The organism is Gardnerella sp. KA01001, from assembly GCF_049244025.1.
In the GTDB taxonomy this organism is placed as follows: Bacteria; Actinomycetota; Actinomycetes; order Actinomycetales; family Bifidobacteriaceae; genus Bifidobacterium; species Bifidobacterium swidsinskii.
On sequence record NZ_CP058366.1, the window covers coordinates 664,664 to 688,333 of the forward strand.

Here is a 23,670-nt window from a genome sequence, read left to right on the forward strand (position 1 = left end):
CTGTGTGGCAAGTGTTATGTAATTTTTTCAAGTTATGTAATGAATGTGAGTATTAAGAATAGTTATGGTGGCATGCAATACATATAAAAGTGTATGCTGCAAATAGTGTCAAATGTTCAAAATAAACTAATAATAATTATTTTTGAACACCTTTGTGCATACTATACTAATGCAACAAAATGTATAGAGTCATCATTATGCACCTCGATTAGTGCATGGAGACACTGTTATGGAAGCATATTCAGCATTAACTCATAACGAATTTGCTGTAATATCAGCATTGCAACGTTTGTCAGGAAGTAATCAACGTACTATAGCTGAGCATACGAAGCTTTCATTAGGCACAGTCAATAGTGCGTTACGCGATGCTATTTAGCATGGGTTTGTTGTTAATGGTGAAGTTACATCAAAAGGTCTTACCGCACTCGAACCGCATCGCGTCCACAATGCGGTAATCATGGCAGCCGGCCTTTCCTCCCGCTTTTCCCCAATTTCGTACGAATTGCCAAAAGGTTTACTCACTGTGCGCGGCGAAGTGCTTATTGAACGACAAATTCGTCAATTACAAGAGGCGGGAATTAACGATATTAGCGTGGTGGTTGGCTACAAGCAGGAACGTTTCTTCTATTTGGAAGACAAGTTTACTAAAAGCGATTTTTGCGTAAAAATCGTGCCAAATAAGGAATATCGTGAGCGCAACAACAACAGTTCAATCATGGCTGTTGCTCACCTTTTAAGTAACACGTATATTTGTTCTTCTGACAATTATTTCGACGAAAATCCTTTTGAACCATACGTGTGGAAGGCTTACTATTCTGCGCAATATCAGCAGGGCCGCACTAAAGAGTGGTGTATGAGTGTAGGTGCGCACGATCGCATTACTTCGGTAACTATTGGTGGCAGTGATGCGTGGTACATGATTGGTCACGTGTATTTTGACAGCGAATTTTCGGCTAAGTTTGTGCGAATTTTGCGTGCGGAATATGATTTGCCGCAGACTGCTGGCAAGCTGTGGGAAGATATTTTGATTGAGCATTTAGATGAGCTTGATATGTGCATGCGCCGCTACGATCCGCCGATTATTCACGAGTTCGATTCGTTAGATGAACTTCGCGAGTTTGATCCGCTGTTTTTGGAAAATGTTGACAGTGAAGTTTTTGACCGCATCGTTAAGGTGCTTGGTTGCAAAAAGTCGGATATTCGCGACGTTTACCCGTTGAAAAATGGTTTGACGAATCTTTCTTGCCATTTTACGGTTGGTTCTAACGAGTATGTGTACCGTCATCCAGGGGTTGGCACGGATGTGTTGGTGAATCGCCAGGCTGAGGATGAGGCTTTGAGTGCGGCGCAGCGCCTTGGTTTGGACGGTACGTTGGTTGCTGATGATCCGAAGTACGGCTGGAAAATTTCGCATTTTTTGAAAGGTTGTCGTACCGCTGATTTTCACGATTCTTGCGATTTGCGCGAAGGTATGCGTCTGATTCGTAAGCTTCACAACAGTGGCGCTACGGTGAGTAGACGGTTCGATTTTTATGAGGAATCTCAGCGTTATTTGCGCGATTTGTGCGCTCGCCGTGTTGCGTTGCCTGAGGGTGCTGACGCTTTGCTTCATAAGGTTGATTGTTTGCATGAGTGCGTGAGTAAAGATGCTTGCCAAAAAATTTGCTTGGCGCACAACGATATATTGGGTGCGAATGTGCTTGTGGATGTTTCTGGACGCTACCATCTGATTGATTGGGAGTATGCGGGGATGTCGGATTATGCGCAGGATTTGGGTACGTTGTGCGTGTCTGACGCACTTAATAAGCAGGAATTTGACGCGGTTCTAGTGGAGTATTTTGAGCGCAATCCTACTTGTGCTGAGCGTCGTCATTGCATGGCGTACGTTGGTTTTGCGGGGTGGTGTTGGTATTTGTGGTCGTTGGTAAAAGAGGCTGAGGGGGAGCCTGTAGGTGACTGTCGTTATTTGTATTACCGTTATGCGAAACGTTATGTCGACCGCGTTTCGAGCGAATATGGTGCCGTATCCGCTGAATCCTCTGAATCTGCTGGTTGTGACGGGTCTGCAGGCTCTGTAGCAAAGGTGTGATTTTATGAAATATTCCTTAATAAGCGGACTGCTTTGGGGACTTGATACTGCTTTGCTTGCGGTATTGGTTGCGTTATCTGTTCATGGTTTAACACCTTCTGCAATATGGTATGTGGGCGTTGTGGGCGCTTGCGTTCACGACGTTGTGTGCGCTGTAATATTGTGGATTTATATGGCTTGTCGTTCAAAGTTGCGCGAAACTGTTGCTCTTTGCAAACGTACGAAATTGATTGTGCCTATTGTGTTGAGTTCGCTTCTTGGAGGCCCAATTGGTATGACCGGTTACGCTATTGCGGCAAGCAATATTGGTGCCGGTTATGCTGCTGCGATTTCCGCACTGTACCCGGCTTTTGGCATAGTGCTTTCTTCTATTGTGTTGCGCGAACGCTTAAGTGCGTTGAAATATTGTGCTTTTGCTGTAACGCTTATTGCGGTAGGAGTGCTTGGCTACTGTTCTTGCGTGGAATCTTCAACCGCAACTGTCTTCTCTCCAGGCAGCATAGTCTTAGGTTTGATTGCGGCTATTTTCAGTGTTATTGGTTGGGGAAGTGAAGCCGTTGCTTGCGCGTGGGCTACCAGAAAGCAAAGCGTGGACGACGAAGTAATGCTGCACGTGCGCGAAACTGTTTCCGCACTGTCGTACGCCTTACTCATTGTGCCGTTGTGTACGATACTGCCGGTTTTTAGCGTAAAGATTATGCAATCAGCCGGCTTTATTGCGTTAGCTATATTTATAGCGTTACTTGGTGCTGCTTCCTACTTGTGCTACTACCGCGGTATTGCTCAGGTTGGTGCGACGCGCGCTATGGCTGGAAATATTACGTACGCGGTGTGGAGCATGATTGCAGCAGCGTTACTTTCTCAAACGATTCCGCCGCTTATTGCGTGGGTTTGTTGCGTGGTGATAATTGCGGGGACGGTAGTGGTGGCTTCCGAAAAATAATCGCAACGGAGTATGATAAACCTGTATTGCATTGTGGCAACAGTTTATAGCAGTACGCTATAGCAAGTATGTTTTTAAATAATGAGGGAGTAATGAACTTATGGTTTCGCAGTTACGTCGCATAGTGAGTTGGATAATAGGCAGACTCCCTTCGTCAAAACGCTCTATTGTGGAAATGCGCGAGCAGCTGAGCATTATTCAAACGCAAATTTCTCGATTGCAAGAATGTGTCGACGCTCGCTGCGCTCATCTTGAGGTTGGGCAGTATAACGTTGAGAAGTCGTTGCGTGCGGAGATTTTGACGAATCGTGAGCAGTCTTCGATTATGGCTTGGTCAAACTATAGGAAAGATGGCGAAAGTAGCGTGGATGCGCATAAGCGTTTCTTCCGTAGTTTGCCGAAAGCTACAGGTTCTATGCGCGTTATACAACGTGGTTGCGCGTCGCTGCTGAGCGAGTTTGCGCAGATTGCGCAGCAGCATAATCTTCAGTATTGGGCTGATTTTGGTACGCTGCTCGGTTGCGTACGTCATCGTGGGTTTATTCCTTGGGATGACGATGTTGACTTGGGTATGATGCGAGAGGATATCGATAAGCTGTTAACGATGTTGCGCGAGGATGCCGCGTTGTGCGCGCGCTACCGTGCGGTGCTCGTGTACGATCCGTACGTGTGCTGCCGTCAGTTGCGGTTCCGTTACGCGAATAATAGTAATCCTTGTTTTTTGGATATTTTCTTCTACGATTACGCGCCTGATTTGACGCCTGAACAGCAGCAGAGTTTTGTGTCTTTGCGTAAGGATTTGCAGCAAGAGTTGCGTTCGCAGACTTTTTTCAACACATGGCTTGACCGCGGTTATGTTGAGCAGGGCGGCGAATATACTGCGGAGATTGAACAGATTTTTCAGAGTTTCCAAAAGAAGGCTGTAAACCAGGGGCTTGTGGTGAGTAAGTCTTGCGCGCGCAACGTGGTGTACGGTTTGGATAATGTTGATGCTGAGAATTTGTATATTGCACGATGTGCCGAAATGTTTCCAGTAAAAATGGCAACTTTTGAAGATTTTTCTGTTGCTATACCGCAGTTATCGGAAGATATTTTGGAACGCGTGTATGGTGATATTTATCAGCTGCCGTCGGATATTATTACGCACTTCCGTCATGTCGACTGTGAATCGTTGCATAGCAGCCATACTGACGATGTAATCGAGCAGGATATTCGTTCAAATCCGTATGCGATCGATTGTGGCAGACTTGAGTGAGTTATGTAACGCTACAAAACGGTAACTCTACAAAACAGTAACGTTAAGAATGGCAATAGTACGAAGGAATTAACAGGTGTGCATATGGGCGATACGAGCAATAGTAACGGTAATGCGACTGCTGTAAATGATGTGGCGGCAGAAAGAAACGTAACGATGGCGGGTAATGCAGTAAGTAGCACAATAAGTGGTGCAATAAGCAGTGCGATACAGTGCAGTCGCGATTGTGCTCGCGCTACGCGTTCTGTTTTACGACGCATATCGCTAATTATGCCGCTTATTATTGTGCTTCTGCTGGAACTTGTATGGTTCAACTTTCCGGCAATCGAATCGTCAGGATTCAAGCCAACTCCTGTTCAGAGAGTTTCAACCGGTGCAGGTTTGACGCGTCACGGCGACGTGTACACAGTTACCGGCAAAAACGATCAATACATACAATTGCATTACGCTCAGCCTTCTCAAATAAATAACATTTACGTCGATACGCGCTCGCCTCACACTCGCACACTCGATATTGCTGTGTATGTGTTGGATGGCGGCAATAGTACTTCCTATATTCAAGTTGCGTCTCAGCCAGTTACGTCGAATGTGAACGATACGAAGTATGTGCGCGTGCATGCGGTTGATAAAGTTGCGGGCTTGCGTTTGAGTACGAAGCTTCAGAAAGGCGATTCTTTTACAATTGCTAATCTTGCGTTGAACCAGCGTAGACCGTTACATATTTCACTTATTCGTGTCGTGATGTTGTTGCTGATTGCTTACGCGATATACGCGTTGGCTCCGCGTTCGCGCATTTATAAAGAAGCACTTGATTTGCGTGTGCGCAAGCAGCAGTTGTGGCTTGTTGCGTTAATGCTAGTGCAGTGCGCAATACTTATTGGAGTAACGAAAGTTACTGGTACTCAACACATGTTTACAGCTGGTGTGTGTAATAACGGCGGCTTTATATGTGACGCCAACCAGTACAATCACCTCGCGAACAGTCTGCTCAAAGGTCACCTGTACTTGGATCTGCCGGTTCCTGACTGGCTGCCGAATATGAGCAACCCTTACGATGCAGGCGCGCGCTACGCCATGTCGATAAAAACTGGTCAACCAACTTACTGGGATTATGCGTTCCACGGAAGCCACTACTTTACTTACTTCGGCGCACTTCCTGCACTGTTACTTTTTGTGCCGTTCAAAGTACTTACCGGCCACGATTTGCGCACAGATTACGCCGTCGCCTTCTTTGCTGTCGCTTTCGCAATTGCTTCTATCTATCTTATGGTGCAATTACTTCGACGCTTCTTCCCAAAGCGATCCTTCGGCTTCCTTGTGCTGTCGCATCTCGTTATGCTCATGTCCAGCGGAGTGCTAATTCAGGCGTATCTGCCGCAAATCTACTCGCTTCCTATGCTGTCATCATTGTGTTTCACCTGCTTAGGACTGGGATTGTGGCTACAAGCGCGAACTACTCAAGATACTCTTTCTGAAACCCCGTACTTACGGAAGTCGCTACTCATTCTGGGAGCAGTATGTATTGCACTAAACCTATGGTGTAGACCGCAATTTATTCTGGCGTCACTGTTTGCTTTCGTACTTTTTAAGGAAGAAATCGTAAAGTACCGTCTATTTTTTGCCTTCAAACGAAGCAGCGTAATCAATACTATATGCGTAATCGCACCAATGATTCTTATAGGCTTAGCCGCCTGCTGGTACAACTACGCGCGTTTCGGTTCTCCACTCGATTTTGGTGCAACCTACAATCTCACCGGTTTTGACATGGTTCACCGCTCCTACTCTTGGGCGCGAATCCCATGGGGAGTATGGATGTACCTGTTCCAGCCTATTACTATTACGCCAGTTTTTCCGTTTATGGAACAATCCGTGCTGCCGTCAATGTTCCACGGGCAAATCATTATGGAGCCATTCTTTGGCGGCCTACTCGCTTACTCTCCTGTATGCGCAGCCGTAGTACTGTACCCGGTAGTAAAGCAACAATTACGCAAAAAGCAGCTTGCTGGATTCTTTACGCTCGGCTTAACATTGTCGATACTGCTTATGGTATTAGATGCGGAAGTAGTAGGAATTTCCAGCAGGTACTTTAGTGATTTCGGCTGGCTGCTAGCGTTGTGTGCAATTATGGTGATTGCAAGTCTTGTAGACAAAGTCTCGTCTTGCGTGCACACGGTTGACGTTCCTTCTGGTTGCGTCAACGAAACAGGCGAGGAGCCGCCTTCTAAAGCCAACTTTAAGTTAATGCACAAAGTTTTGATTATTCTGGTGATTTCCAGCGTGGGCTTGTGTTCCTTAAACCTCCTTGCCAACGGACGATACTCAGACCTTCAAGGCACTAGGCCGAGTATATACAGAAGTATCGAATCCTGGTTCTCGCCACTTACGTAACAGACGAATCAGTTGCAATTTGGTTACTATTAGTAAATTACAATTCAGATAATTTGAATAAAAAAATTTTGAAGAAGAAAATATGGTAGTAGAACAGAAACAATCAGCGCAAAAAGTAGCGTCTTCTGCACAAGCTCAAGCGGTATTACAATCGACCAAAGACCTGCAAAATGGCACACAAAAAGACCTGCAAGTTGAAGTCTTGCGAATTATTGCAATGCTTATGATTGTGGCCTGCCACATGATCATACATTTGAACATTCGCGAGCACAGTTTCAATATGGAACTTTTGCCGGCTCCAGGCTTGCGTTCAGCACTTAAATTCTTAGTCGTACAATACGGTCAAGTTGGTGTCTCAACCTTCTTTATTATTTCCGGCTACTTTTTATGTCGCAAAACCTTCCGCTACCGACGCGTTTTTGCAGCGTGGGCGCAAATGTTCTTCTACTGCATTATCGTGCTGGCAGTAACCTTCGTAGCAGACTGCTTTGGCTTACTTCCGGAAAATTTGAGCAACTTACTTCACGGAAAAGAACTTGTCTACACGCTGTTATGGAATGTGACGCCATTTACTTACCGAAGCTATTGGTTCATGAGCGCGTACTTAATCATGCTCATGTTCATGCCTTTTATCAACATTCTTATAAGTCACATGACTCAGCGCAATCATGCTATGCTGCTGGTACTTCTTGCGTCAATCTCACTTATTCCGCTATATTTTGGCAAAAATTATACTTGGAACGATATTATTTACGCAATTTTTGGATATTTAGCCGGAGCTTTTATTGCGCAGTACGGTAGCGGAATAAAAAAACTTACTACGAAGCGACTTTGTGCGTGCGTAGCAATATCTACTGTTCTTATGCTCGCTTTCGACTATGTTGCTTCGTCCGGGAATAAGTTTGTGCGAGTTCTTACGTGGGATCAGCAGGTCCACGGCGGCATTGGAATACTGCCAATGATTATTGCAATGTGTATTTTCATTCTCGTACACCGAATAAATATGCTGCGAATTAAAGGACTAGCAAGAACCGTAATTTTGCGCGTTTCCAAAGCAACTTTCGGAGTATACCTTCTTCACGAGCACATGTTTATTTTCATAGCGTTGTGGACGTTCGTGGCGTGGATGCTTCCTACAACTTCCTCAAGCGCACTCATAGTGCTACTTTACGCAATTACTTTAATTTGTACGTACGCAGCACTTTCAGTTGTTGCAGTTGTAATAGATCTCGTTATCAAACCAATTTCCAACCGAATTGCGCTAACTTTGGAGCATGTCGCCAATTGCGTATGTTCTGTGCACAAAACGGATTCGCAATCCAAAATGGAGTAAGTAACTGATAAACTATGTATCTTGTGAAAAACATTGTAGATAAGTTGCGCGCAAGATACCACTATTCGTGGGTGGTTCTTAAAGAGCTGGTGAAAACTGATTTCAAATTGCGCTACCAAGGGTCTTTCTTGGGAGTTGCGTGGTCGGTTTTGCGACCGCTCATGCTGTTTTGCGTAATGTATGCAGTGTTTGCAAAGTTTTTGCGAATGTCGGATGGCACGCCCACCTATCCAGTTGTGCTTTTGCTTGGCATTAGCGCATGGCAGTTCTTTGGCGAGGCTACTTCGATTGGTTTACGTGCGGTGGTAGACCGTGGAGATTTGCTGCGTAAAATCCATTTTCCTAACTATATTGTGGTGGTTTCGGCAACTGTTGGCGCGTTAATCAGTTTTGCAATAAATCTTGTGGTAGTAATCATTTTCGCCATCTGCTCAGGCGTGCAATTTACGTGGTGGGTGCTATTAGTTCCTTTGAATTGTATACAGTTGTACGCATTAGCATTAGGCGTAACGCTGCTGCTAGCAACTATGTACGTGTATTTTCGCGACATTGCGCACTTGTGGGACGTGGTGCAACAAGTGCTGTTTTACGCAATGCCAATCATTTACCCTCTAAGCATGGTGATTGGTAATAATTCTTTAGGAAGATGGGGAACGGTTATTGCAAAAGTGCAGTTACTTAACCCTATTGCACAGTGTATTCAAGATTTGCGCCACAATCTTGTAGCACCTCTTACTCAGCCTACTGTGTGGAATTTAGTAGGGTCTCCTTTGCTGATGATGGTTCCGGTAGTATTAACCGTAATCTTGTGTGTGCTCGGCGTCGCAGTGTTCCGCAAGTGCAATCGTAAGTTTGCTGAGGTGATGTAATGAGCGAGATTGAGTTGACAAATACTGAAAAAGAAGAGTTGCAACCAGTCGTACTTTCAGTAGAACACGTAGGCAAATACTTTAAGCTACCAACTGAGCAAGCAAGCGGTTTGAAACAAGCGTTTATTAATTGGACGCGTGGTATCAAAGGCTACAAAGAACAGCACGTTCTGCGCGATATTAATTTTACAGTGCGCAAAGGCGACTTCTTTGGCATAGTTGGCCGCAATGGAAGTGGAAAGTCCACTTTGCTTAAGCTTATTTCTGGAATCTACGTTCCAGATTCTGGCAGAATAAGCGTAAATGGCAAATTAGTGCCATTTATTGAGTTGGGCGTTGGGTTTAATCCAGAGCTTACCGGTCGCGAAAACGTATTTTTAAACGGAGCACTACTCGGTTTTACGCGCGCACAAATCGAAAAAATGTATGACGATATAGTGCATTTTGCAGAACTTGAAGAGTTTATGGATCAAAAGCTTAAAAACTACTCTTCTGGTATGCAAGTGCGTCTTGCATTTTCAGTTGCAATTCAAGCTCAGGGAGATATTCTCGTACTTGATGAAGTTCTTGCAGTTGGAGATGAAGCTTTTCAAAGAAAATGCGATGAATATTTTGCAAAAGTCAAAAAAGATGCTAACAAAACAGTTATTCTTGTTACGCACGATATGAACGCAGTAAAGCGTTATTGCAATAAAGCTGTTCTTATTAAGAATGGCGAAGTGATTGTTAACGGAGATAAAGACGATGTTGCAAATCGTTACACTCTAGAAAATCTTTCTAGCCAAAATGGCGGAGAAAGTGAAGATAGTTATGCTGTTGGCTTGAATGAGCGAGTGCCATTTATGCGCATTGTTCCTTTGAGTAAGCAGTTGCTTAATTGTAAAGAAAAATTCCGTTTTGCTATTGAATATGAATTCAATGAGCCTGGAAAATATTTTATAGCTGTAGCAATGCACGACATAAAACGTGGAGGAATCACGTATGATTCTGGAGCAGATAAAATTGAGCTCGAAGGAATAGGACGCCAAAAAGTTGAATTTGAAGTGCCTCTTAAAATCTTAAATAATGGCGAATTTAAGCTTGTTGCCTCTCTTCGTACTAGAAGCAAAACTGATCCTGAATTAACAGATATGGTTGCGTTTACTAACGACAGTAATTCGTGCATGTTTGCTGTAAGAGATAGTCGAAACCGTGAGTATGCGCTCTTAAATGACAATGCAATGACTTTCACTTGCTTAAAGCATTATAAATGCTAGCTTTATTTGTAGTTAGCTTACACGTGTTTAACAAAGACTTATAACAAAAACAAGCTAAAATTAAGGGTGTTTTGGTAATGAATTTCTTTAATCTAGATGTTAATGCAAAAGCTTATATAGAATCCTTAAGCGAGCGTCAACGCAGGCTTATTTTGGGCGCTATAAACTATCATTCACTAACTGCACCGTCTAGAACTTTGCAATATCAAGTTTACATGGGTCAAAAATGGCAGTATCCTCGTTTAGCTGATTTCTCAGTTTTTGACGGTGCATGTACAAAAAACGAAGGATTGAAACCAATCGCAACTTTTAGCGCTCAATCAACTGTTAAAACTAATAGCGAATACACAAAAGAATTTTGGAATGAAGGCAAGCTATTTAAAGATAATGACGTTAGGTATTTGTTGCTGACACCAGATGACGCAACTGACGATGATGTGATGTCTCACTGGGCTTCTGATACGTTAAAGCAGCACATTTACAAAGAGTGTGAATTACACGCACCTTCTATGTTTGATATTGTTAGGGAAGTAATGCGCAAAAAACGCGAGTGTGATTCGAAGAAAGCTGTTGAAGAGTATTGTCCTTGGAATAAAAAGAAGTTTGATTATGTTGCAAATGCTCACCAAAGAGAAATTGCAAAACAAGAAAATTGGGATTTATCAAGTATAAAAGATGCTAAATTGGACTGTATTTCTCCTGCTAAAAGAGTTGAAGGAGCTAAAAAAGCTATTATTATAGGTTTGCATTGGCTGCAAGCTGGTGGTGCAGAAAGATGGGCTGTAGAAACAATAAAACTTGCTAAAAAAGCTGGTTTTGTGCCAATTGTTATCACAGATAGAGACGGTCACCAGCCGTGGATTACAAAAGATTTCTGTGATGATGTTCTTGTGTTACCACTTACTCCACCAATTAGAGAATATTGGGCGGATGTTCCACTTTTAAGATCTTTGTTTGAGCAATTTGACATTAAAGCAATAGCAATACACCATTGCCAATGGCTTTACGACCATATTTGGTGGGTTAAACAATTCTTCCCAGAAACACATATTATTGATTCGTTGCATATTGTTGAATACATAAATTGTGGAGGATACCCGCACGAAGCTGTAACACACGATAAGTGGATTGATTTGCACCATGTTATTTCTCCACAACTTGAAAATTGGTTACATGATGTGCATGGTATTGAATCTTCCAAGATTGTTGACGCTCCACTTATTGGTCTTACTGCTGGAATTGGAAACGATTGCGTATCGCCGAGAAAAAATAAAAATGTTCTGAATGTTGCTTTTGTGGGAAGAATTGCAAGACAAAAACGTCCAGAAGCGTTTGTTCTTGTTGCAAAAGCTTTAAACAAAAAATATCCAGGAAAATTCCACTTTATTTTGCATGGAGATGGCGAATTAGACACATTTGTTTCAGGACTTATATCTAGGTATGGTCTCGAAAACGTTATTGAGCGCAGATCTATGAAAATTTCAGCTCAAAAAACGTATGATGATGCGGACGTGCTACTTATTAGCTCTGTAAACGAGGGTATTACGCTTACAACTATTGAAGCGCTTTCTAATGGAGTTCCAGTAATTTCATCGGATGTTGGATCGCAAAAAACTGTTATAGCAAAAAGTGCGTTATTGCCAAGAATGACTTCTAGTTTTGTTAAAGCGTCTGTAAAGGAATTGTTTAAGATTATGGAGAATGATTCATATCGTTCATTATTGTTAAAAGAAGAAGTTGAAAAATTGCGCAATTTCGCAAAACTCGAATCTGCAGAAACGTTATTTACTAAGTTATTTGAAGAATGGAGCAAGTAATGTCAAATGCTCAAGTAGTGAATGCTAATAAATCAAAAGATAGCGTTAATGTTGCGGCTGTTGTAGTAACTTTTAACAGGTTAGAGAAACTAAAAACCGTATTGGCTTCGTTAGAATCTCAAACGCGACTTCCAAATCAACTAATCATTGTTAACAATGCTTCAACTGATGGCACAGATAAATATTTGCAAGAGTACACTCGCGATTTTGCGAATGGTCATTTGGGGAATCGAGTAAATCTTACTGTTGTAAATTTGCCAGAAAACGTTGGCGGTGCAGGTGGCTTTAGTGCTGGTATGCGTAAAGGCTACGAGCTTGGCGCAGATTTCGTGTGGATTTTTGACGACGATGGCTACCCTCAGCCACAAGCTTTGGAAAAGCTTCTAGATGGATTTAATGCTGCCGTAGGTGAGCTTGGTGCGGATGTTCCGTATGCTTGCTCAATGGTTAAGTTTGTTGATGGATCAATATGCGAAATGAACAATCCAGTACCAACGTGGGATTGGGGAAGGCTTATTGCTAAAGGATTTAACAATCTCGTTATGGTTACAAGCTGTTCGTTTGTGTCGGTGCTTATTCCTCGTTGGGTTATAGAAAAGTACGGATTGCCATTTAAAGAATACTTTATTTGGTTCGATGATGCCGAATATACACTTCGTATTACGCGTGTATGCCCGGGCGTGCAGGTTCTCGATAGTGTAATTATGCATGATATGGGAGCAAACAAGGGTGTGAACTTTACAATGATTGACAAAAAGAATGCTTGGAAATTCGCATACGGCGTGCGTAATCAAGCATCTTACCGTTTGCATCACGAAGGTAAGGCAAAATACTTGCTTTTCTGCGCAAATGTAGTTCGTCAAATGCGAAGAGGGCATGTTGAGAGAAAGTTGCGCCGCAAAATGATTGGTCAAATGCTAAAAGCGATTAGATTTAATCCAAAAGTTGATTTTCCTAAAAATAAGTAGCGCAACAAGCGAAATGCTAGGTTAATAACTGGAATAGCTTAATAACGGGAATATATAAAGCATAATTTCAAAATAGACGTATAGACGTATCTTATAAAGGAATAAAATGTACGAAAAAGCAAAATCAGCAACTTACCCAGATTTAGTAGTTGTTGGAGCAGGATTGTTCGGCTTAACTGTAGCTCAGCAAGCAGTGGAGCATACGGGCGCTCGCGTTGAAATTATTGACGTTCGAAATCACATCGGTGGAAATGCTTACTCGTATTTTGACGAGCGCACAGGAATCGAAATTCACAAGTACGGTGCGCATCTTTTTCACACAAGCAATAAGCGCGTGTGGGATTATGTGAACCGTTTTACGTCGTTTACTAACTACGTGCATCGCGTGTATGCAACTCATGACGGCGAAGTTTACCCGTTGCCAATCAACTTGGGTACAATTAACCAGTTCTTCCACGCGCACTACACGCCAGAGGAAGCAAAGGCTTTGATTGCAAGCCAAGCGGGGGAGTTGGCTGGCAAAGATCCGCAAAATTTGAACGATAAGGGCATTAGCTTAATTGGTCGTCCGCTTTATGAAGCGTTTATTAAAAACTACACGGCAAAGCAGTGGCAGACGGATCCTTCCGAGCTTCCTGCTGGAATTATTAAACGCTTGCCTGTGCGATTTAACTACAATAATCGCTATTTTAAAGACACTTGGGAAGGCTTGCCAACGGACGGCTACACAGCTTGGATGCAGCGCATGATTGACGATCCGCGTATTCACGTTTCGCTTGGTGTAGACTTTTTCGACGAGTCGCAGCCGTTTAATAAGCGCGCGTTGGCGGAGGCTGGAGTGCCGGTTGTTTATACCGGTCCGGTTGATAGGTATTTTGACTATGCGCTCGGCGAGTTGAAGTGGCGCACTGTGGACTTTAAGGAAGTGCGTTACGAGGAGAGCGACCACTTTGGCTGCCCAGTCATGAACTATTCGGATGCTGATGTGCCGTTTACGCGCGCGATTGAGTTTAAGAACTTTAATCCAGAGCGCGAGGAAGTTGGTGGAGAGACTAGTGGCGATGCTGACGATTGCGCAACTTTCGTGCCGGGCAAAAGCGTGAAAGCTGGGGAAACTGTAGTGTGGCAGGAGTATTCTCGCGCTGCAACTCGCGACGATGAGCCTTACTATCCTGTGAATACTGATGCAGATAAAGCCTTGTACGCGCGCTATGCGGAGCTTGCTGCGGCTGAGCCTCGCACAGTTTTCGGCGGTCGCTTGGGAACTTACAGCTATTACGACATGCACAACGTAATCGACATGGCTTTGCGCGCTTACGAATCTCAAGTAGCACCGTTGCTGGCTTAGGTGGTTTGGTGGGCTTCTTGCGATTAGCCGCCGCGCGCGTAACCTGAAAGCACGTAACCTGAGCGCGCGCTAAAACGGCAATCAGGGACACGGATGCAGTTTGCTGACTGCGCGAGTGTCCCAAAACAAGCAAAATTCGACCCTAATGCAGAACGCAATCTGCGCGAGTGTCCCCAAAAGGTTGTCGGCGCGCGCGAGTTTGCAATATCCGCGATTCGTGGTATTCTATTTAAGTTGTTTGCTTGGCAAGCAGTTTGATTGCTAAGTTAGCAGTTTGGAGAATTCGCCTAGTGGTCTATGGCGCACGCTTGGAAAGCGTGTTGGTGTAACAGCCTCACGAGTTCGAATCTCGTATTCTCCGCGCCTAGGGTTTCTAGCCAATCGCTAGAAGCCCTTTTTTCATGCCGAAAACCCGATTGCCGCTTACCCGACGTCGCGCATGTTACACTCTAATCACTCAGGCAGGTCGTCGAGCGCAATTTCGTCACCCAAATTCAGTGTCCTAATTCAGTGTAATGCTGCTCGACTTGCGCTTTAATAGGCTTCCATAAATCAGCGTGAGAGTCGTACCACGATATTGTTTCTTGCAATTCTTGCTTCAAATTATCGTGTTTAGGCTCCCATTTTAATTGTGTTCGAATTTTCGTAGTATCTAGTGCGTAACGCCTATCCTCGCCTATTCTGGGATTTACATACGTTATATTTGTTTCTGGCACGCCCATTATCTGCATCAAAATCCGCAAAATATTTATGTTGTTAATTTCACAGTTGGCACCAATATTATATGTTTCACCGATTGTTCCACGCGTTAGAACGTGCCATATTGCGTCGCAATTATCTTCAACGTGAATCCAATCGCGTATCGAATCTCCTACGCCGTACAATTTTGCTGGCATATTGCACATAATGTTTGTAATTTGGCGAGGAATAAACTTTTCAATATGCTGTCGTGGCCCGTAATTATTGCTGCTATTCGAAATAGTTGCGCGCAAACCGTAAGTTCTACACCATGCTTTTACCAAGAGGTCGCCTGCAGCTTTGCTTGCAGAATATGGACTAGATGGACAATATGGGCTTGACTCGTCGAATTTAAGCACGCTGCCAATAGGAAAATCTCCGTAAACTTCATCGGTACTTACTTGATGGAAGCGAATATTATATTTGTGTGCAAATTTAATGAGTGTATGCGTTCCTAAAATATTTGTGCTTATAAACGGGTCAGAAAACTCGATTGCATTATCGTTGTGTGATTCTGCAGCAAAATTTACGATTGCGTCTATAGCAGGAAGTGTTGTTCCTTCTGCAGTTTTAATTGGATTATGCGGATCTAATAGTTGATCAACTATATTTTCGTCTCGAATATCTCCGCGAATAAAAGCGTATCGGTTGTTTGCAAAATCTTGAGGTAAGTCGTAAAGATTTGCCATATTTCCAGCGTAAGTAAGCAAATCAAGTACCGTAACAGCAACCGTTGTATGATGTTTAGCTATGTAATGCACAAAATTAGATCCAATAAAGCCTGCGCCGCCAGTAACTAAAATGTGGTGTGGTTGAAAAGTATTACTGCTTGATGCGTAGTTATGCATGTTACCGCCTTCATACGGCTAGTGCGTTGATTTTATTGTTTAATATGCGCATTTTGAATTGTAATTTTTTAATACTATACATTTCTTTCGTGTGTGCAAGTAGAGTATGTTTTTCTAAAGTGTTGTTTACCAGCAAATTAGTTGAGTAGATGTGCAATAATTACTGCATGTTTGCTTGTTTTGGGGATGCGAGGTGAATCTAATAATGGTTAAGTTTTCTTGGCGTAGCAGTGCGCATGATTTGGATTCATCAAATATTGATTCCTCTTCAACAAAAAAGCAACAATCTTCAAAATTGCAATCAACAGGTTCAAAGACTTTTGACACATCAAAATCTGCAGCAAAAGCAATCGAAGGTACTCCAAATAAACCTAATCCAGCGTTAAATCATTCTACAAACGCTATTCTTGTAGGAATATTTTTAACTCTTTTAGGTGGCGCATTTTGGGGTGCAAATGCAACAGTTTCGAAAATCCTCATGTCGACGTATCGCGTATCTCCTTTGCAAATCGCTTGCGTTCGTCAAATTGCTGCTGGCATATTATTTGTCATTACTGCTGCAGCTTGCACTCCTAAGCAGTTAAGTGGTGCTGTGAAAACTGGTCGCACGTGGATTTCAATGGCTATTACGGGAATTGTGTGCGTTCTTCTTACGCAAGTTTCGTATTTATGTACTATTGATTGGACTAATTCTGGCACTGCTACTGTGCTTCAAAGCCTTAACTTACTGTTTGTTTTGGTTTATGTGTGTTTCCACACTCGCCGCGTGCCAACTATGCGCGAAACTATTGGAGTTGTGCTCGCTTTTGCAGGAACTGCTTTAATGGCTACAGGTGGTAATCTTTCTTCACTATCTTTGCCTGTTATGGGTTTGCTTTGGGGTCTTGCAGATGCTGCGTCTACAGCGGCGCTTGCTATTATGCCTGTGAAATTGATTGCAAAATGGGGAAATCTGACTGTTAATGGCATTACGTTTATTATTTCTGGTTGTATTATGCTCCCGTTTGTGCGACCGTGGGAAACGATGCCTGCATTAGATTTGCGCGCTATGCTGCTTTTTGCTTTTACTGTTATTGCTGGAACTTTTGGAGCATATTGGCTGTTCTTAGAGGGCATTATGCGAGTAGGTTCTGTTCGTGGCACTTTGCTTGGAGCTAGCGAGCCTGTTACTGCTGCAATTACTGCTGTTATGTTTACTGGAGCTGTTTTTTCATGGGCAGATTTTGTGGGATTCGGGCTTATTTTCGTAATGATGATTTTGCTTTGCAAGCGTAGTTCTTAATGATTTTAAAGTAACGCGCTAAAATAAAACGCTTGTTGTGTCGTACGAGGCGCACAAGCTGCTAAAATAGAAAGCGACTATGTCGCGCAACACCAGTTTGCAAACGGGAAGGCAATTATGTCAACAATTCTTGAAGGCAATCCAAAAAAGCAGATGATGTTAGTTACGGGTCGCGCATACCCAGAACTTGCTAATGAGACTGCACAGTATCTTGGTATTGATGTGCTTGAGACTACTGCCTACGATTTTGCGAATGGCGAAATGTATGTGCGCTTTACTCAGCCTGTTCGTGGTTCGGATGTGTTTGTGCTTCAGGCACACACGAATCCTATTAATAATTGGATTATGGAACAGCTGCTTATGGTCGATTCTTTGCGACGCGCATCTGCTCGCAGTATTAACGTGGTTGCACCGTTCTTTGGATATTCTCGCCAAGATAAGAAGCATCAGGGACGTGAGCCTATTACTGCTCGACTCATGTTTGACTTATTCCGCGCTGCTGGTGCCACGCGCATTTTGACTGTTGACATGCACGCAACTCAGGAGCAGGGTTTCTTTGACGGGCCTGTTGACCATTTGACTGCGATGCCTGTGCTTATTGATTATGTGCGAAACTCTATGAAGCTCGATAATGCAACTATTGTGTCTCCTGATGCTGGTCGCATCAAAGTCTCTGAGCAATGGGCTGCAAAACTCGGAGATTTACCTCTTGCTTTTATTCATAAAACGCGCGATATTACGCGCCCTAACCATGCTGAAGCTCACGGCATCATTGGTGAGATTAAAGGACGCGATTGCATTGTTGTAGACGATATGATCGATACTGCTGGCACTATTTGCGAAGCTGTACGTACTTTGCGTGAGGCTGGAGCAAAATCTGTTACTTTGGTTGCAACGCATGCTTTGCTTTCTGGACCTGCTGTTGAGCGTTTGAAAGCTGCTGGAGTTCGCGAGATCATTGTGACGGATACAGTTCCTGTGCCTGAAGAGAAGCGTCTTGATAATATGACGGTTCTTTCGATTGCGCCGCTTCTTGCTGCTGGCATTCGTTCCGTGTTCCGCTCTGGATCGCTTGTGTCGCTTCGCAACGCACTTCCGGAAGATATGAAGCAGCATAATATTTACGCATAAAAAATGTATAAAAGCGCATAAAGCGCATAAAAACGCATGATGTGTAAAATTAAAACAAATAACCGCATAATTCGCGTTAATGCATAAACTTTATGCATTAACATACGGGTTCAAAACGGCAGGAGGCAAATATGGTCGCCAATAACACAACAGCAGTTGCAGAAAATAATGAATCGCAAGAAGCGTTGCAATCTGATGCTTTCAGGGCGATTATTACCGTTGTCGGCTGCGATACCGTTGGTATTATTGCAAAAGTTACTTCACATGCTGCCGAGCATAATGTAAATATTTTGAATATTTCTCAAACAATTGTCGACGGATTCTTCAACATGATGATGATTGTTGACGTGTCTACTGTTGATTGCGAATTTGGCAATTTTGCTGCAGGATTAGAAACGCTAGGAGACGAAATTGGCGTGCGTATTCGCTGCCAGCGTAGCAATATTTTTACTGCAATGCACAGAATCTAAAATCCGTAGCAATCTAAGTAAACGTAAGGAAGTACATAATGCTCAACCTAATGGAAGTAAGCGAAACTAATTCGATGATTGAGCAAGAACAGCTCGACGTTCGCACAATCACCATGGGAATTAACCTACTAGATTGCGCTTGCGAAAACGTGCAGGACGTTTGTTGTAAAGTTGAAGCAAAAATCACACGTCTTGCGAAAGATCTCGTTAAAACCGGCAACGATATTTCGCGCGACTACGGAATTCCAATTGTAAACAAGCGAATTACTGTAACTCCGATTTCGCTTGTTGGAGCGTCATCTTGTAAAAAGCCTGAAGATTTTGTGCAAATTGCGCACGCATTAGACAGAGCAGCACACACTGTTGGAGTTGATTTAATTGGTGGGTATTCTGCGCTTCCAGCAAAGTCGATGACTGCAGCAGACCGCATGCTTATTGAGTCGCTTCCGCAAGCCTTAAGTGAGACAGAAATTGTGTGCTCTTCCGTGAACGTTGGCTCAACACGAACCGGTATAGATATGGATTGCGTAGAGTTGCTCGGACGCACGATTAAAAAGATCGCTGAAGCTACAGCTGAAAACGATTCTTACGGTTGCGTTAAATTCGTGGCTTTTTGCAATGCTCCGGACGACAATCCGTTCATGGCAGGCGGCTTCCATGGTGTAACTGAAGGCGATGCTGTGATTAATGTTGGCGTGTCTGGTCCTGGCGTTGTTTCGAGTGCACTCGATGCTGCTAGAGGAAAAGACTTTGCTTTTCTATGCGAAACTATTAAGCGCACTGCGTTTAAGATTACTCGTGTAGGTCAGTTGGTTGCGCAAGAGGCTTCTCGTAGGCTTGGTGTGCCGTTTGGAATTATAGACTTGTCGCTTGCTCCAACTCCTGCAGTTGGCGATTCTGTTGGCGAAGTGCTTGAGAAAATCGGTTTGGATCAGGTTGGTGCTCCCGGCACAACTGCAGCGCTCGCTATGTTAAACGATCAAGTTAAGAAGGGCGGCATTATGGCAAGTAGCTATGTTGGCGGTCTTTCTGGAGCGTTTATACCCGTTTCGGAAGATGCAAATATGATTGCTGCTGCAAAGTCTGGCTGCTTGACTATTGAAAAGCTTGAAGCAATGACATGCGTTTGCTCAGTCGGTCTTGACATGATTGCAATTCCTGGAAACACTTCCGCTGCAACGATTTCTGGCATGATCGCGGATGAATCTGCAATTGGTATGATTAATCAAAAAACTACCGCTGTGCGAATTATTCCAGTAATTGGAAAAGGTGTAGGCGAAATGGCGAACTTCGGCGGATTAATGGGATATGCGCCGATTGTGCCAGTAAACCAAACAAGTTGCGAAGCTTTCGTAACTCGCGGTGGACGTATTCCTGCCCCGGTACACAGCTTCAAGAATTAGCGTGCGCTTTGACCGAGCTTGAAATCACAGGATTTCAAGCTCCTTCAAAGCGGAAACTCGCTTAAGTTGGAAGTCCGGGGGACTTCCAACGCGAGTTTCGTAGCGAGCGCGTTACCCGCGCGAGCGTCACCGTTTTTTCGTTACTGGTGCAGTCGTCAGCGCAAATGCCGGAGAACATGCGCGCAATTGGGGACTTACACCCCACATAAGTCCACAAAAACGAGCGCAGCGCTCAGGCAGGTCGTCGCACGCATAAATCCTACTGCACATTAATGATCACTGGCTCGCTGTGAAGCCCTGGCACGCGCTTATGCTCAAGCCGCGCAACGTATGTGCCGCGATCCACCTTCGGTAAATCGTCATCTGCAACACAGCCTTTTCCGACGGTAGTATTGGTATTCCAAGTGATTTTCTTTTCGAAATGATCACCCTTCGCCATAAGCAGCGGCTTTAATGCAGTGTCACAACTATCAGATCGCCATACTGCATGTGATAAGTAGTCAACGCTCTTACTTGTGTCTTTAAAGTCTTTGTTGTCTTTATTATCTTTCTTTTTATTATCTTTAGTTTCTTGCTTACCTTGCGTAACTTCTTCACTACTATTAATAGTTAGAACAGCATTCATATCCGATGCGTCAATAAGGCAAGAAGAGTTTCCTTCGTACACAAATCGTTCTGTCAACTCAACACTACCGCCCATAGGAACAGTTTGTGACTTAGTAGAAAGCTCAAGACGAATATCTTTATCAGTGCAATGAGGTGTTAATCCAACAGGACGGGGGTCTGGCACTGAATGACGAACAATGGTAACTTCATGACCAGCAATCGCTTTACTAATAGCGGCAATACCCTTGCTCAAGCTAATAACACAAAATATTGCCAACATAATCAAAAGCAACAAAGCAATACCGACAACAATTCTGCGACGACGATACATTCTTCGTTTTGCTGCGCTCATGTTACGTACGGTCTTACGCACGGGTTTGCGCATCGGGTTGCGAACCGATGTTGCGCTCGCATTGCGATGCGGCTCACGTGGTGACGTAGTTGGCATTGACATATTTACCATTGTAATACATAAGTCGATGAGATGAACTGTACTCACTACACAAGGTAGGCTCACATACAAAGTAATTAAGCTGTTAATTAAAGAGTTACAAAAGCAGCGTAATGAGTTAGTTACTTAAGGTAGTGCTAAAGTGCCATCTGGCAATATAGTGATAAGACTGTCATGATTGAGCGAAGCAATGCATTCGCCAAGTTGTGTTTGATTCGACCATAAATTGTTGATCTCGCAACGTTGCAATACCTGCTGTTTTTTATGTGCTTCACGCAATGCCTGCAAAATAATGCCGCGCACTTGCCGATTAGTGCCGGCAAAATGCTGCTGGGGGCGGGTATGGCGGCCAAGACCTGGAAATCCAGCAGCTTTGAAACGGCACCATGTTTGCAAAGGACATGCAGTGCATTGCGGAGATCGTGCTGTGCAAATGGTAGCACCAATTTCCATAATTGCCTGATTCCAAACGGATGAAGTGCAGGTAGTGTTGGTGGTGTTAGTAGCGTTAGCAGTGGCAGTAGTAACATGATTATCTTCTGGCAATACTGCGGCAGCAAGCTCGCGGTCAGATTGCGTTGTGCTGCCACCATGCGATTCAGTTCCAGTAAAAGCGCGCATAAGTACGCGGCGAATATTTGTATCAATCACCGCAATGTGCTTGCCATAAGCAAAGCTGAGTATTGCACTTGCTGTGTAATCGCCTACACCTGGCAAGGCAATAAGTTCTTCATAGGTGCATGGCAGCTTATTGCGATATCTTGTTGCTACAACTTGAGCACAAGATTGTAAACGTAACGCGCGTCGAGGGTAGCCGAGGCGACCCCAAGCTGTAATAATTTCAGCACTCGTAGCGTGAGCTAGTGATTGTGCATCTGGCCAAGTTTGCATCCAAGTGAGCCAATAGGGTACAACACGGCTCATTTGCGTTTGCTGGCTCATTACTTCACACACAAGCACACCCCAAGGGGTAGTGTGCCCAAACCTCCAAGGCAAATCGCGTGCGCAACTATGCCAAAAAAGTGCAACATTATCGCGCGTAAGTGTTGCCAATTCGCGCAATGGCTGAGAAGTTTCTTCGGTGAGATGTTCTTCGGGGAGAGATTGTGAATCTTGTTGCATGCTTAATTATGTAAACGTCGTATACTTTTGTGATTACTTTCCGCCTGTAAAACCGAGTTGTCTCCACGCTTCATACACTGCAATAGAAGCGCAATTTGTAAGATTCAAACTACGAAGTGACGGGCGCATAGGAAGACGCACCTGCTCTGCCACGTGCGGGCCTGCCATAACATCCATTGGATCAGGAATATCTCCTGGTTCTGGTCCAAAAAGCAGAATATCGTTCGGTTTATATTCAATTTCAGTGTAAAGTTTCGTAGCATTCGCAGTAAACGCAATAATTCGCGAATTTGGCATTGACTCAACTAAATTCTCAAAATTTGGGTGCAAAACAACGTGAGCCATATCGTGATAATCCAAGCCTGCGCGACGTAATTTAGTATCGTGCAAATTAAAACCAAGCGGCTCAACCAAGTGCAAAATAGTGCCAGTTACAGCGCAAAGTCGAATTGCGGAACCTGTATTTCCTGGAATACGAGGGGAGTAGAAGCAAAGGTGAGGAGTGTGCGTTTCTGCGCGCGCTGCGTCGTCGGCGCTGAGCATTGCGTCCATAACGCTAATTGGATTTCCGTGAGCGTCGGTTACAAGCTCGTCTGGGCCATAATTTGATTTGCGGTAGCCGTACTCGTACATTTGCTCTACGCGGCTTGCTGCTGCTTTGTGTGCTTCGGTTTGTGCTTCGGTTTGCTTTTTGGTTTTGGCTGCTGCTTCTTGCGTATTCTCGCTGTTATTCATGCTATTCCTTAGCTTTTTAAGTATCTTTACGTAACTTCGTAATCGTAACGTATTTAGTTTACTCGCAACTTGTATAGTTTAATGTGGCGCGAGTTTTAGCTGGTGTTTGGCTGGTGTGTTTCTGAAGTGGCTGTGAGTGGTGGGTGTTACTAGCGCGACGACATGCTTGAGCGCAGCATTGTGCTCGCGAAAGCAACTCGGAGCGTGAGCTTGCTCAAGTTGAAAGCACGGTGTGCTTTCAACGCAAGCTCAGTAGCGAGCGCGCTTTGCGCGTGAGCGTTCTTTCGGGCGCTTTATTCTTAAACTTTTTTAACGATAAGCTCGCGTTTTATTACGCTCGCTTGCGAAACTCGCGTTGGAAGTCCACTGGACTTCCAACTTTAGCGAGTTTCCGCATTGAAGTGCCTCCGCGCGCTACGCTTTAAGCGCTCCGGCAAGTCAATGCGCAGTCCTCTTTTAGTGCTCGTAGAGAAATCCCCCAAACTCTGCGTGTTTAATCGTTAATAACCGTGCCTTATCGCAGAGATTTTTCGATTTTTCTTCTTCGCTTGGTGAATCAGCAGCCTGCGGCTCTGACGTTCGCCGCGCTCAGTGCGAAAAATCTCAAATCTCACCACA

General features: G+C 44.0%; 17 protein-coding genes, 1 tRNA gene and 1 pseudogene. 15 read left to right on the plus strand and 4 right to left on the minus strand.

Annotated features, from left to right (window positions below; genetic code table 11):
- Window positions 1-229: 229 nt before the first annotated feature.
- The 11 genes and pseudogenes from HXT59_RS02815 (at window position 230) to HXT59_RS02865 (ending at window position 14,627) form a co-directional block, all read left to right on the plus strand.
- Window positions 230-2,089, plus strand: a pseudogene (locus tag HXT59_RS02815) (phosphotransferase).
- Window positions 2,090-2,093: 4 nt separating this feature from the next.
- Window positions 2,094-3,032, plus strand: coding sequence for a DMT family transporter (locus tag HXT59_RS02820; protein WP_421784046.1), 939 nt, complete (start codon window positions 2,094-2,096; stop codon window positions 3,030-3,032).
- A 100-nt stretch (window positions 3,033-3,132) separates the two neighbouring features.
- Window positions 3,133-4,287, plus strand: coding sequence for a LicD family protein (locus HXT59_RS02825; RefSeq protein ID WP_421784048.1), 1,155 nt, complete (start codon window positions 3,133-3,135; stop codon window positions 4,285-4,287).
- 84 nt (window positions 4,288-4,371) lie between these two features.
- The gene (locus tag HXT59_RS02830) at window positions 4,372-6,675 is read left to right on the plus strand and encodes a hypothetical protein (RefSeq protein ID WP_248893512.1); all 2,304 of its coding nucleotides are present in this window, start codon (window positions 4,372-4,374) and stop codon (window positions 6,673-6,675) included.
- A gap of 82 nt (window positions 6,676-6,757) precedes the next feature.
- On the plus strand, window positions 6,758-8,008 hold the full coding sequence (locus HXT59_RS02835) for an acyltransferase family protein (protein ID WP_421777278.1): 1,251 nt from the start codon (window positions 6,758-6,760) through the stop codon (window positions 8,006-8,008).
- A gap of 14 nt (window positions 8,009-8,022) precedes the next feature.
- Entirely contained in the window at window positions 8,023-8,877 is an 855-nt protein-coding gene (locus tag HXT59_RS02840; protein WP_421784051.1) for an ABC transporter permease, read from the plus strand.
- Window positions 8,877-10,133, plus strand: coding sequence for an ABC transporter ATP-binding protein (locus HXT59_RS02845; protein ID WP_421784053.1), 1,257 nt, complete (start codon window positions 8,877-8,879; stop codon window positions 10,131-10,133). The genes HXT59_RS02840 and HXT59_RS02845 overlap by 1 nt, the downstream gene beginning before the upstream one ends.
- Before the next feature lie 77 nt (window positions 10,134-10,210).
- Window positions 10,211-11,950: a glycosyltransferase gene (locus HXT59_RS02850; RefSeq protein WP_421784055.1), complete on the plus strand. Its 1,740-nt coding sequence runs from the start codon at window positions 10,211-10,213 to the stop codon at window positions 11,948-11,950.
- On the plus strand, window positions 11,950-12,918 hold the full coding sequence (locus HXT59_RS02855; RefSeq protein WP_004109239.1) for a glycosyltransferase family 2 protein: 969 nt from the start codon (window positions 11,950-11,952) through the stop codon (window positions 12,916-12,918). The genes HXT59_RS02850 and HXT59_RS02855 overlap by 1 nt, the downstream gene beginning before the upstream one ends.
- A gap of 106 nt (window positions 12,919-13,024) precedes the next feature.
- On the plus strand, window positions 13,025-14,266 hold the full coding sequence (locus HXT59_RS02860; RefSeq protein WP_421784057.1) for a UDP-galactopyranose/dTDP-fucopyranose mutase family protein: 1,242 nt from the start codon (window positions 13,025-13,027) through the stop codon (window positions 14,264-14,266).
- 276 nt (window positions 14,267-14,542) lie between these two features.
- Window positions 14,543-14,627, plus strand: a tRNA-Ser gene (locus HXT59_RS02865).
- Between the two features lie 133 nt (window positions 14,628-14,760).
- Here HXT59_RS02865 and rfbB read toward each other — a convergent pair.
- Entirely contained in the window at window positions 14,761-15,852 is a 1,092-nt protein-coding gene (rfbB, locus tag HXT59_RS02870; protein WP_421784059.1) for a dTDP-glucose 4,6-dehydratase, read from the minus strand.
- Window positions 15,853-16,057: 205 nt separating this feature from the next.
- Between rfbB and HXT59_RS02875 the strand changes: the two genes are divergently transcribed.
- From HXT59_RS02875 to HXT59_RS02890, 4 genes are all read left to right on the plus strand, one after another.
- Window positions 16,058-17,134: a DMT family transporter gene (locus tag HXT59_RS02875; RefSeq protein WP_415693179.1), complete on the plus strand. Its 1,077-nt coding sequence runs from the start codon at window positions 16,058-16,060 to the stop codon at window positions 17,132-17,134.
- 117 nt (window positions 17,135-17,251) lie between these two features.
- Window positions 17,252-18,265, plus strand: coding sequence for a ribose-phosphate diphosphokinase (locus HXT59_RS02880; protein WP_012914450.1), 1,014 nt, complete (start codon window positions 17,252-17,254; stop codon window positions 18,263-18,265).
- A gap of 131 nt (window positions 18,266-18,396) precedes the next feature.
- Complete coding sequence (locus tag HXT59_RS02885; protein ID WP_102155642.1) at window positions 18,397-18,735, plus strand: ACT domain-containing protein; 339 nt, start codon at window positions 18,397-18,399, stop codon at window positions 18,733-18,735.
- 38 nt (window positions 18,736-18,773) lie between these two features.
- Window positions 18,774-20,138: a DUF711 family protein gene (locus HXT59_RS02890; RefSeq protein ID WP_174182516.1), complete on the plus strand. Its 1,365-nt coding sequence runs from the start codon at window positions 18,774-18,776 to the stop codon at window positions 20,136-20,138.
- A 259-nt stretch (window positions 20,139-20,397) separates the two neighbouring features.
- On the opposite strand, the gene HXT59_RS02895 is transcribed toward HXT59_RS02890, so the two are convergent.
- From HXT59_RS02895 to HXT59_RS02905, 3 genes are all read right to left on the minus strand, one after another.
- On the minus strand, window positions 20,398-21,207 hold the full coding sequence (locus tag HXT59_RS02895; protein WP_415693180.1) for a peptide ABC transporter permease: 810 nt from the start codon (window positions 21,205-21,207) through the stop codon (window positions 20,398-20,400).
- 114 nt (window positions 21,208-21,321) lie between these two features.
- Window positions 21,322-22,317 (minus strand): A/G-specific adenine glycosylase, encoded by a 996-nt coding sequence (locus tag HXT59_RS02900; protein WP_421784062.1) that lies wholly within the window; start codon window positions 22,315-22,317, stop codon window positions 21,322-21,324.
- 33 nt (window positions 22,318-22,350) lie between these two features.
- Window positions 22,351-23,052, minus strand: a complete 702-nt coding sequence (locus HXT59_RS02905) for a tRNA (cytidine(34)-2'-O)-methyltransferase (RefSeq protein ID WP_004109264.1) — start codon at window positions 23,050-23,052, stop codon at window positions 22,351-22,353.
- Window positions 23,053-23,670 lie beyond the last annotated feature (618 nt).

Excerpts from the sequence above, each read along its gene's own strand:
- HXT59_RS02895 (WP_415693180.1), bottom strand. The coding sequence starts at position 21,207 with ATGGTAAATATGTCAATGCCAACTACGTCACCACGTGAGCCGCATCGC.
- HXT59_RS02850 (WP_421784055.1), top strand. The coding sequence starts at position 10,211 with ATGAATTTCTTTAATCTAGATGTTAATGCAAAAGCTTATATAGAATCC.
- HXT59_RS02840 (WP_421784051.1), top strand. The coding sequence starts at position 8,023 with ATGTATCTTGTGAAAAACATTGTAGATAAGTTGCGCGCAAGATACCAC.
- HXT59_RS02890 (WP_174182516.1), top strand. The coding sequence starts at position 18,774 with ATGCTCAACCTAATGGAAGTAAGCGAAACTAATTCGATGATTGAGCAA.
- HXT59_RS02825 (WP_421784048.1), top strand. The coding sequence starts at position 3,133 with ATGGTTTCGCAGTTACGTCGCATAGTGAGTTGGATAATAGGCAGACTC.
- HXT59_RS02830 (WP_248893512.1), top strand. The coding sequence starts at position 4,372 with ATGGGCGATACGAGCAATAGTAACGGTAATGCGACTGCTGTAAATGAT.
- HXT59_RS02875 (WP_415693179.1), top strand. The coding sequence starts at position 16,058 with ATGGTTAAGTTTTCTTGGCGTAGCAGTGCGCATGATTTGGATTCATCA.
- HXT59_RS02835 (WP_421777278.1), top strand. The coding sequence starts at position 6,758 with ATGGTAGTAGAACAGAAACAATCAGCGCAAAAAGTAGCGTCTTCTGCA.
- HXT59_RS02820 (WP_421784046.1), top strand. The coding sequence starts at position 2,094 with ATGAAATATTCCTTAATAAGCGGACTGCTTTGGGGACTTGATACTGCT.
- HXT59_RS02855 (WP_004109239.1), top strand. The coding sequence starts at position 11,950 with ATGTCAAATGCTCAAGTAGTGAATGCTAATAAATCAAAAGATAGCGTT.
- rfbB (WP_421784059.1), bottom strand. The coding sequence starts at position 15,852 with ATGCATAACTACGCATCAAGCAGTAATACTTTTCAACCACACCACATT.
- HXT59_RS02905 (WP_004109264.1), bottom strand. The coding sequence starts at position 23,052 with ATGAATAACAGCGAGAATACGCAAGAAGCAGCAGCCAAAACCAAAAAG.
- HXT59_RS02885 (WP_102155642.1), top strand. The coding sequence starts at position 18,397 with ATGGTCGCCAATAACACAACAGCAGTTGCAGAAAATAATGAATCGCAA.
- HXT59_RS02900 (WP_421784062.1), bottom strand. The coding sequence starts at position 22,317 with ATGCAACAAGATTCACAATCTCTCCCCGAAGAACATCTCACCGAAGAA.
- HXT59_RS02860 (WP_421784057.1), top strand. The coding sequence starts at position 13,025 with ATGTACGAAAAAGCAAAATCAGCAACTTACCCAGATTTAGTAGTTGTT.
- HXT59_RS02880 (WP_012914450.1), top strand. The coding sequence starts at position 17,252 with ATGTCAACAATTCTTGAAGGCAATCCAAAAAAGCAGATGATGTTAGTT.
- HXT59_RS02845 (WP_421784053.1), top strand. The coding sequence starts at position 8,877 with ATGAGCGAGATTGAGTTGACAAATACTGAAAAAGAAGAGTTGCAACCA.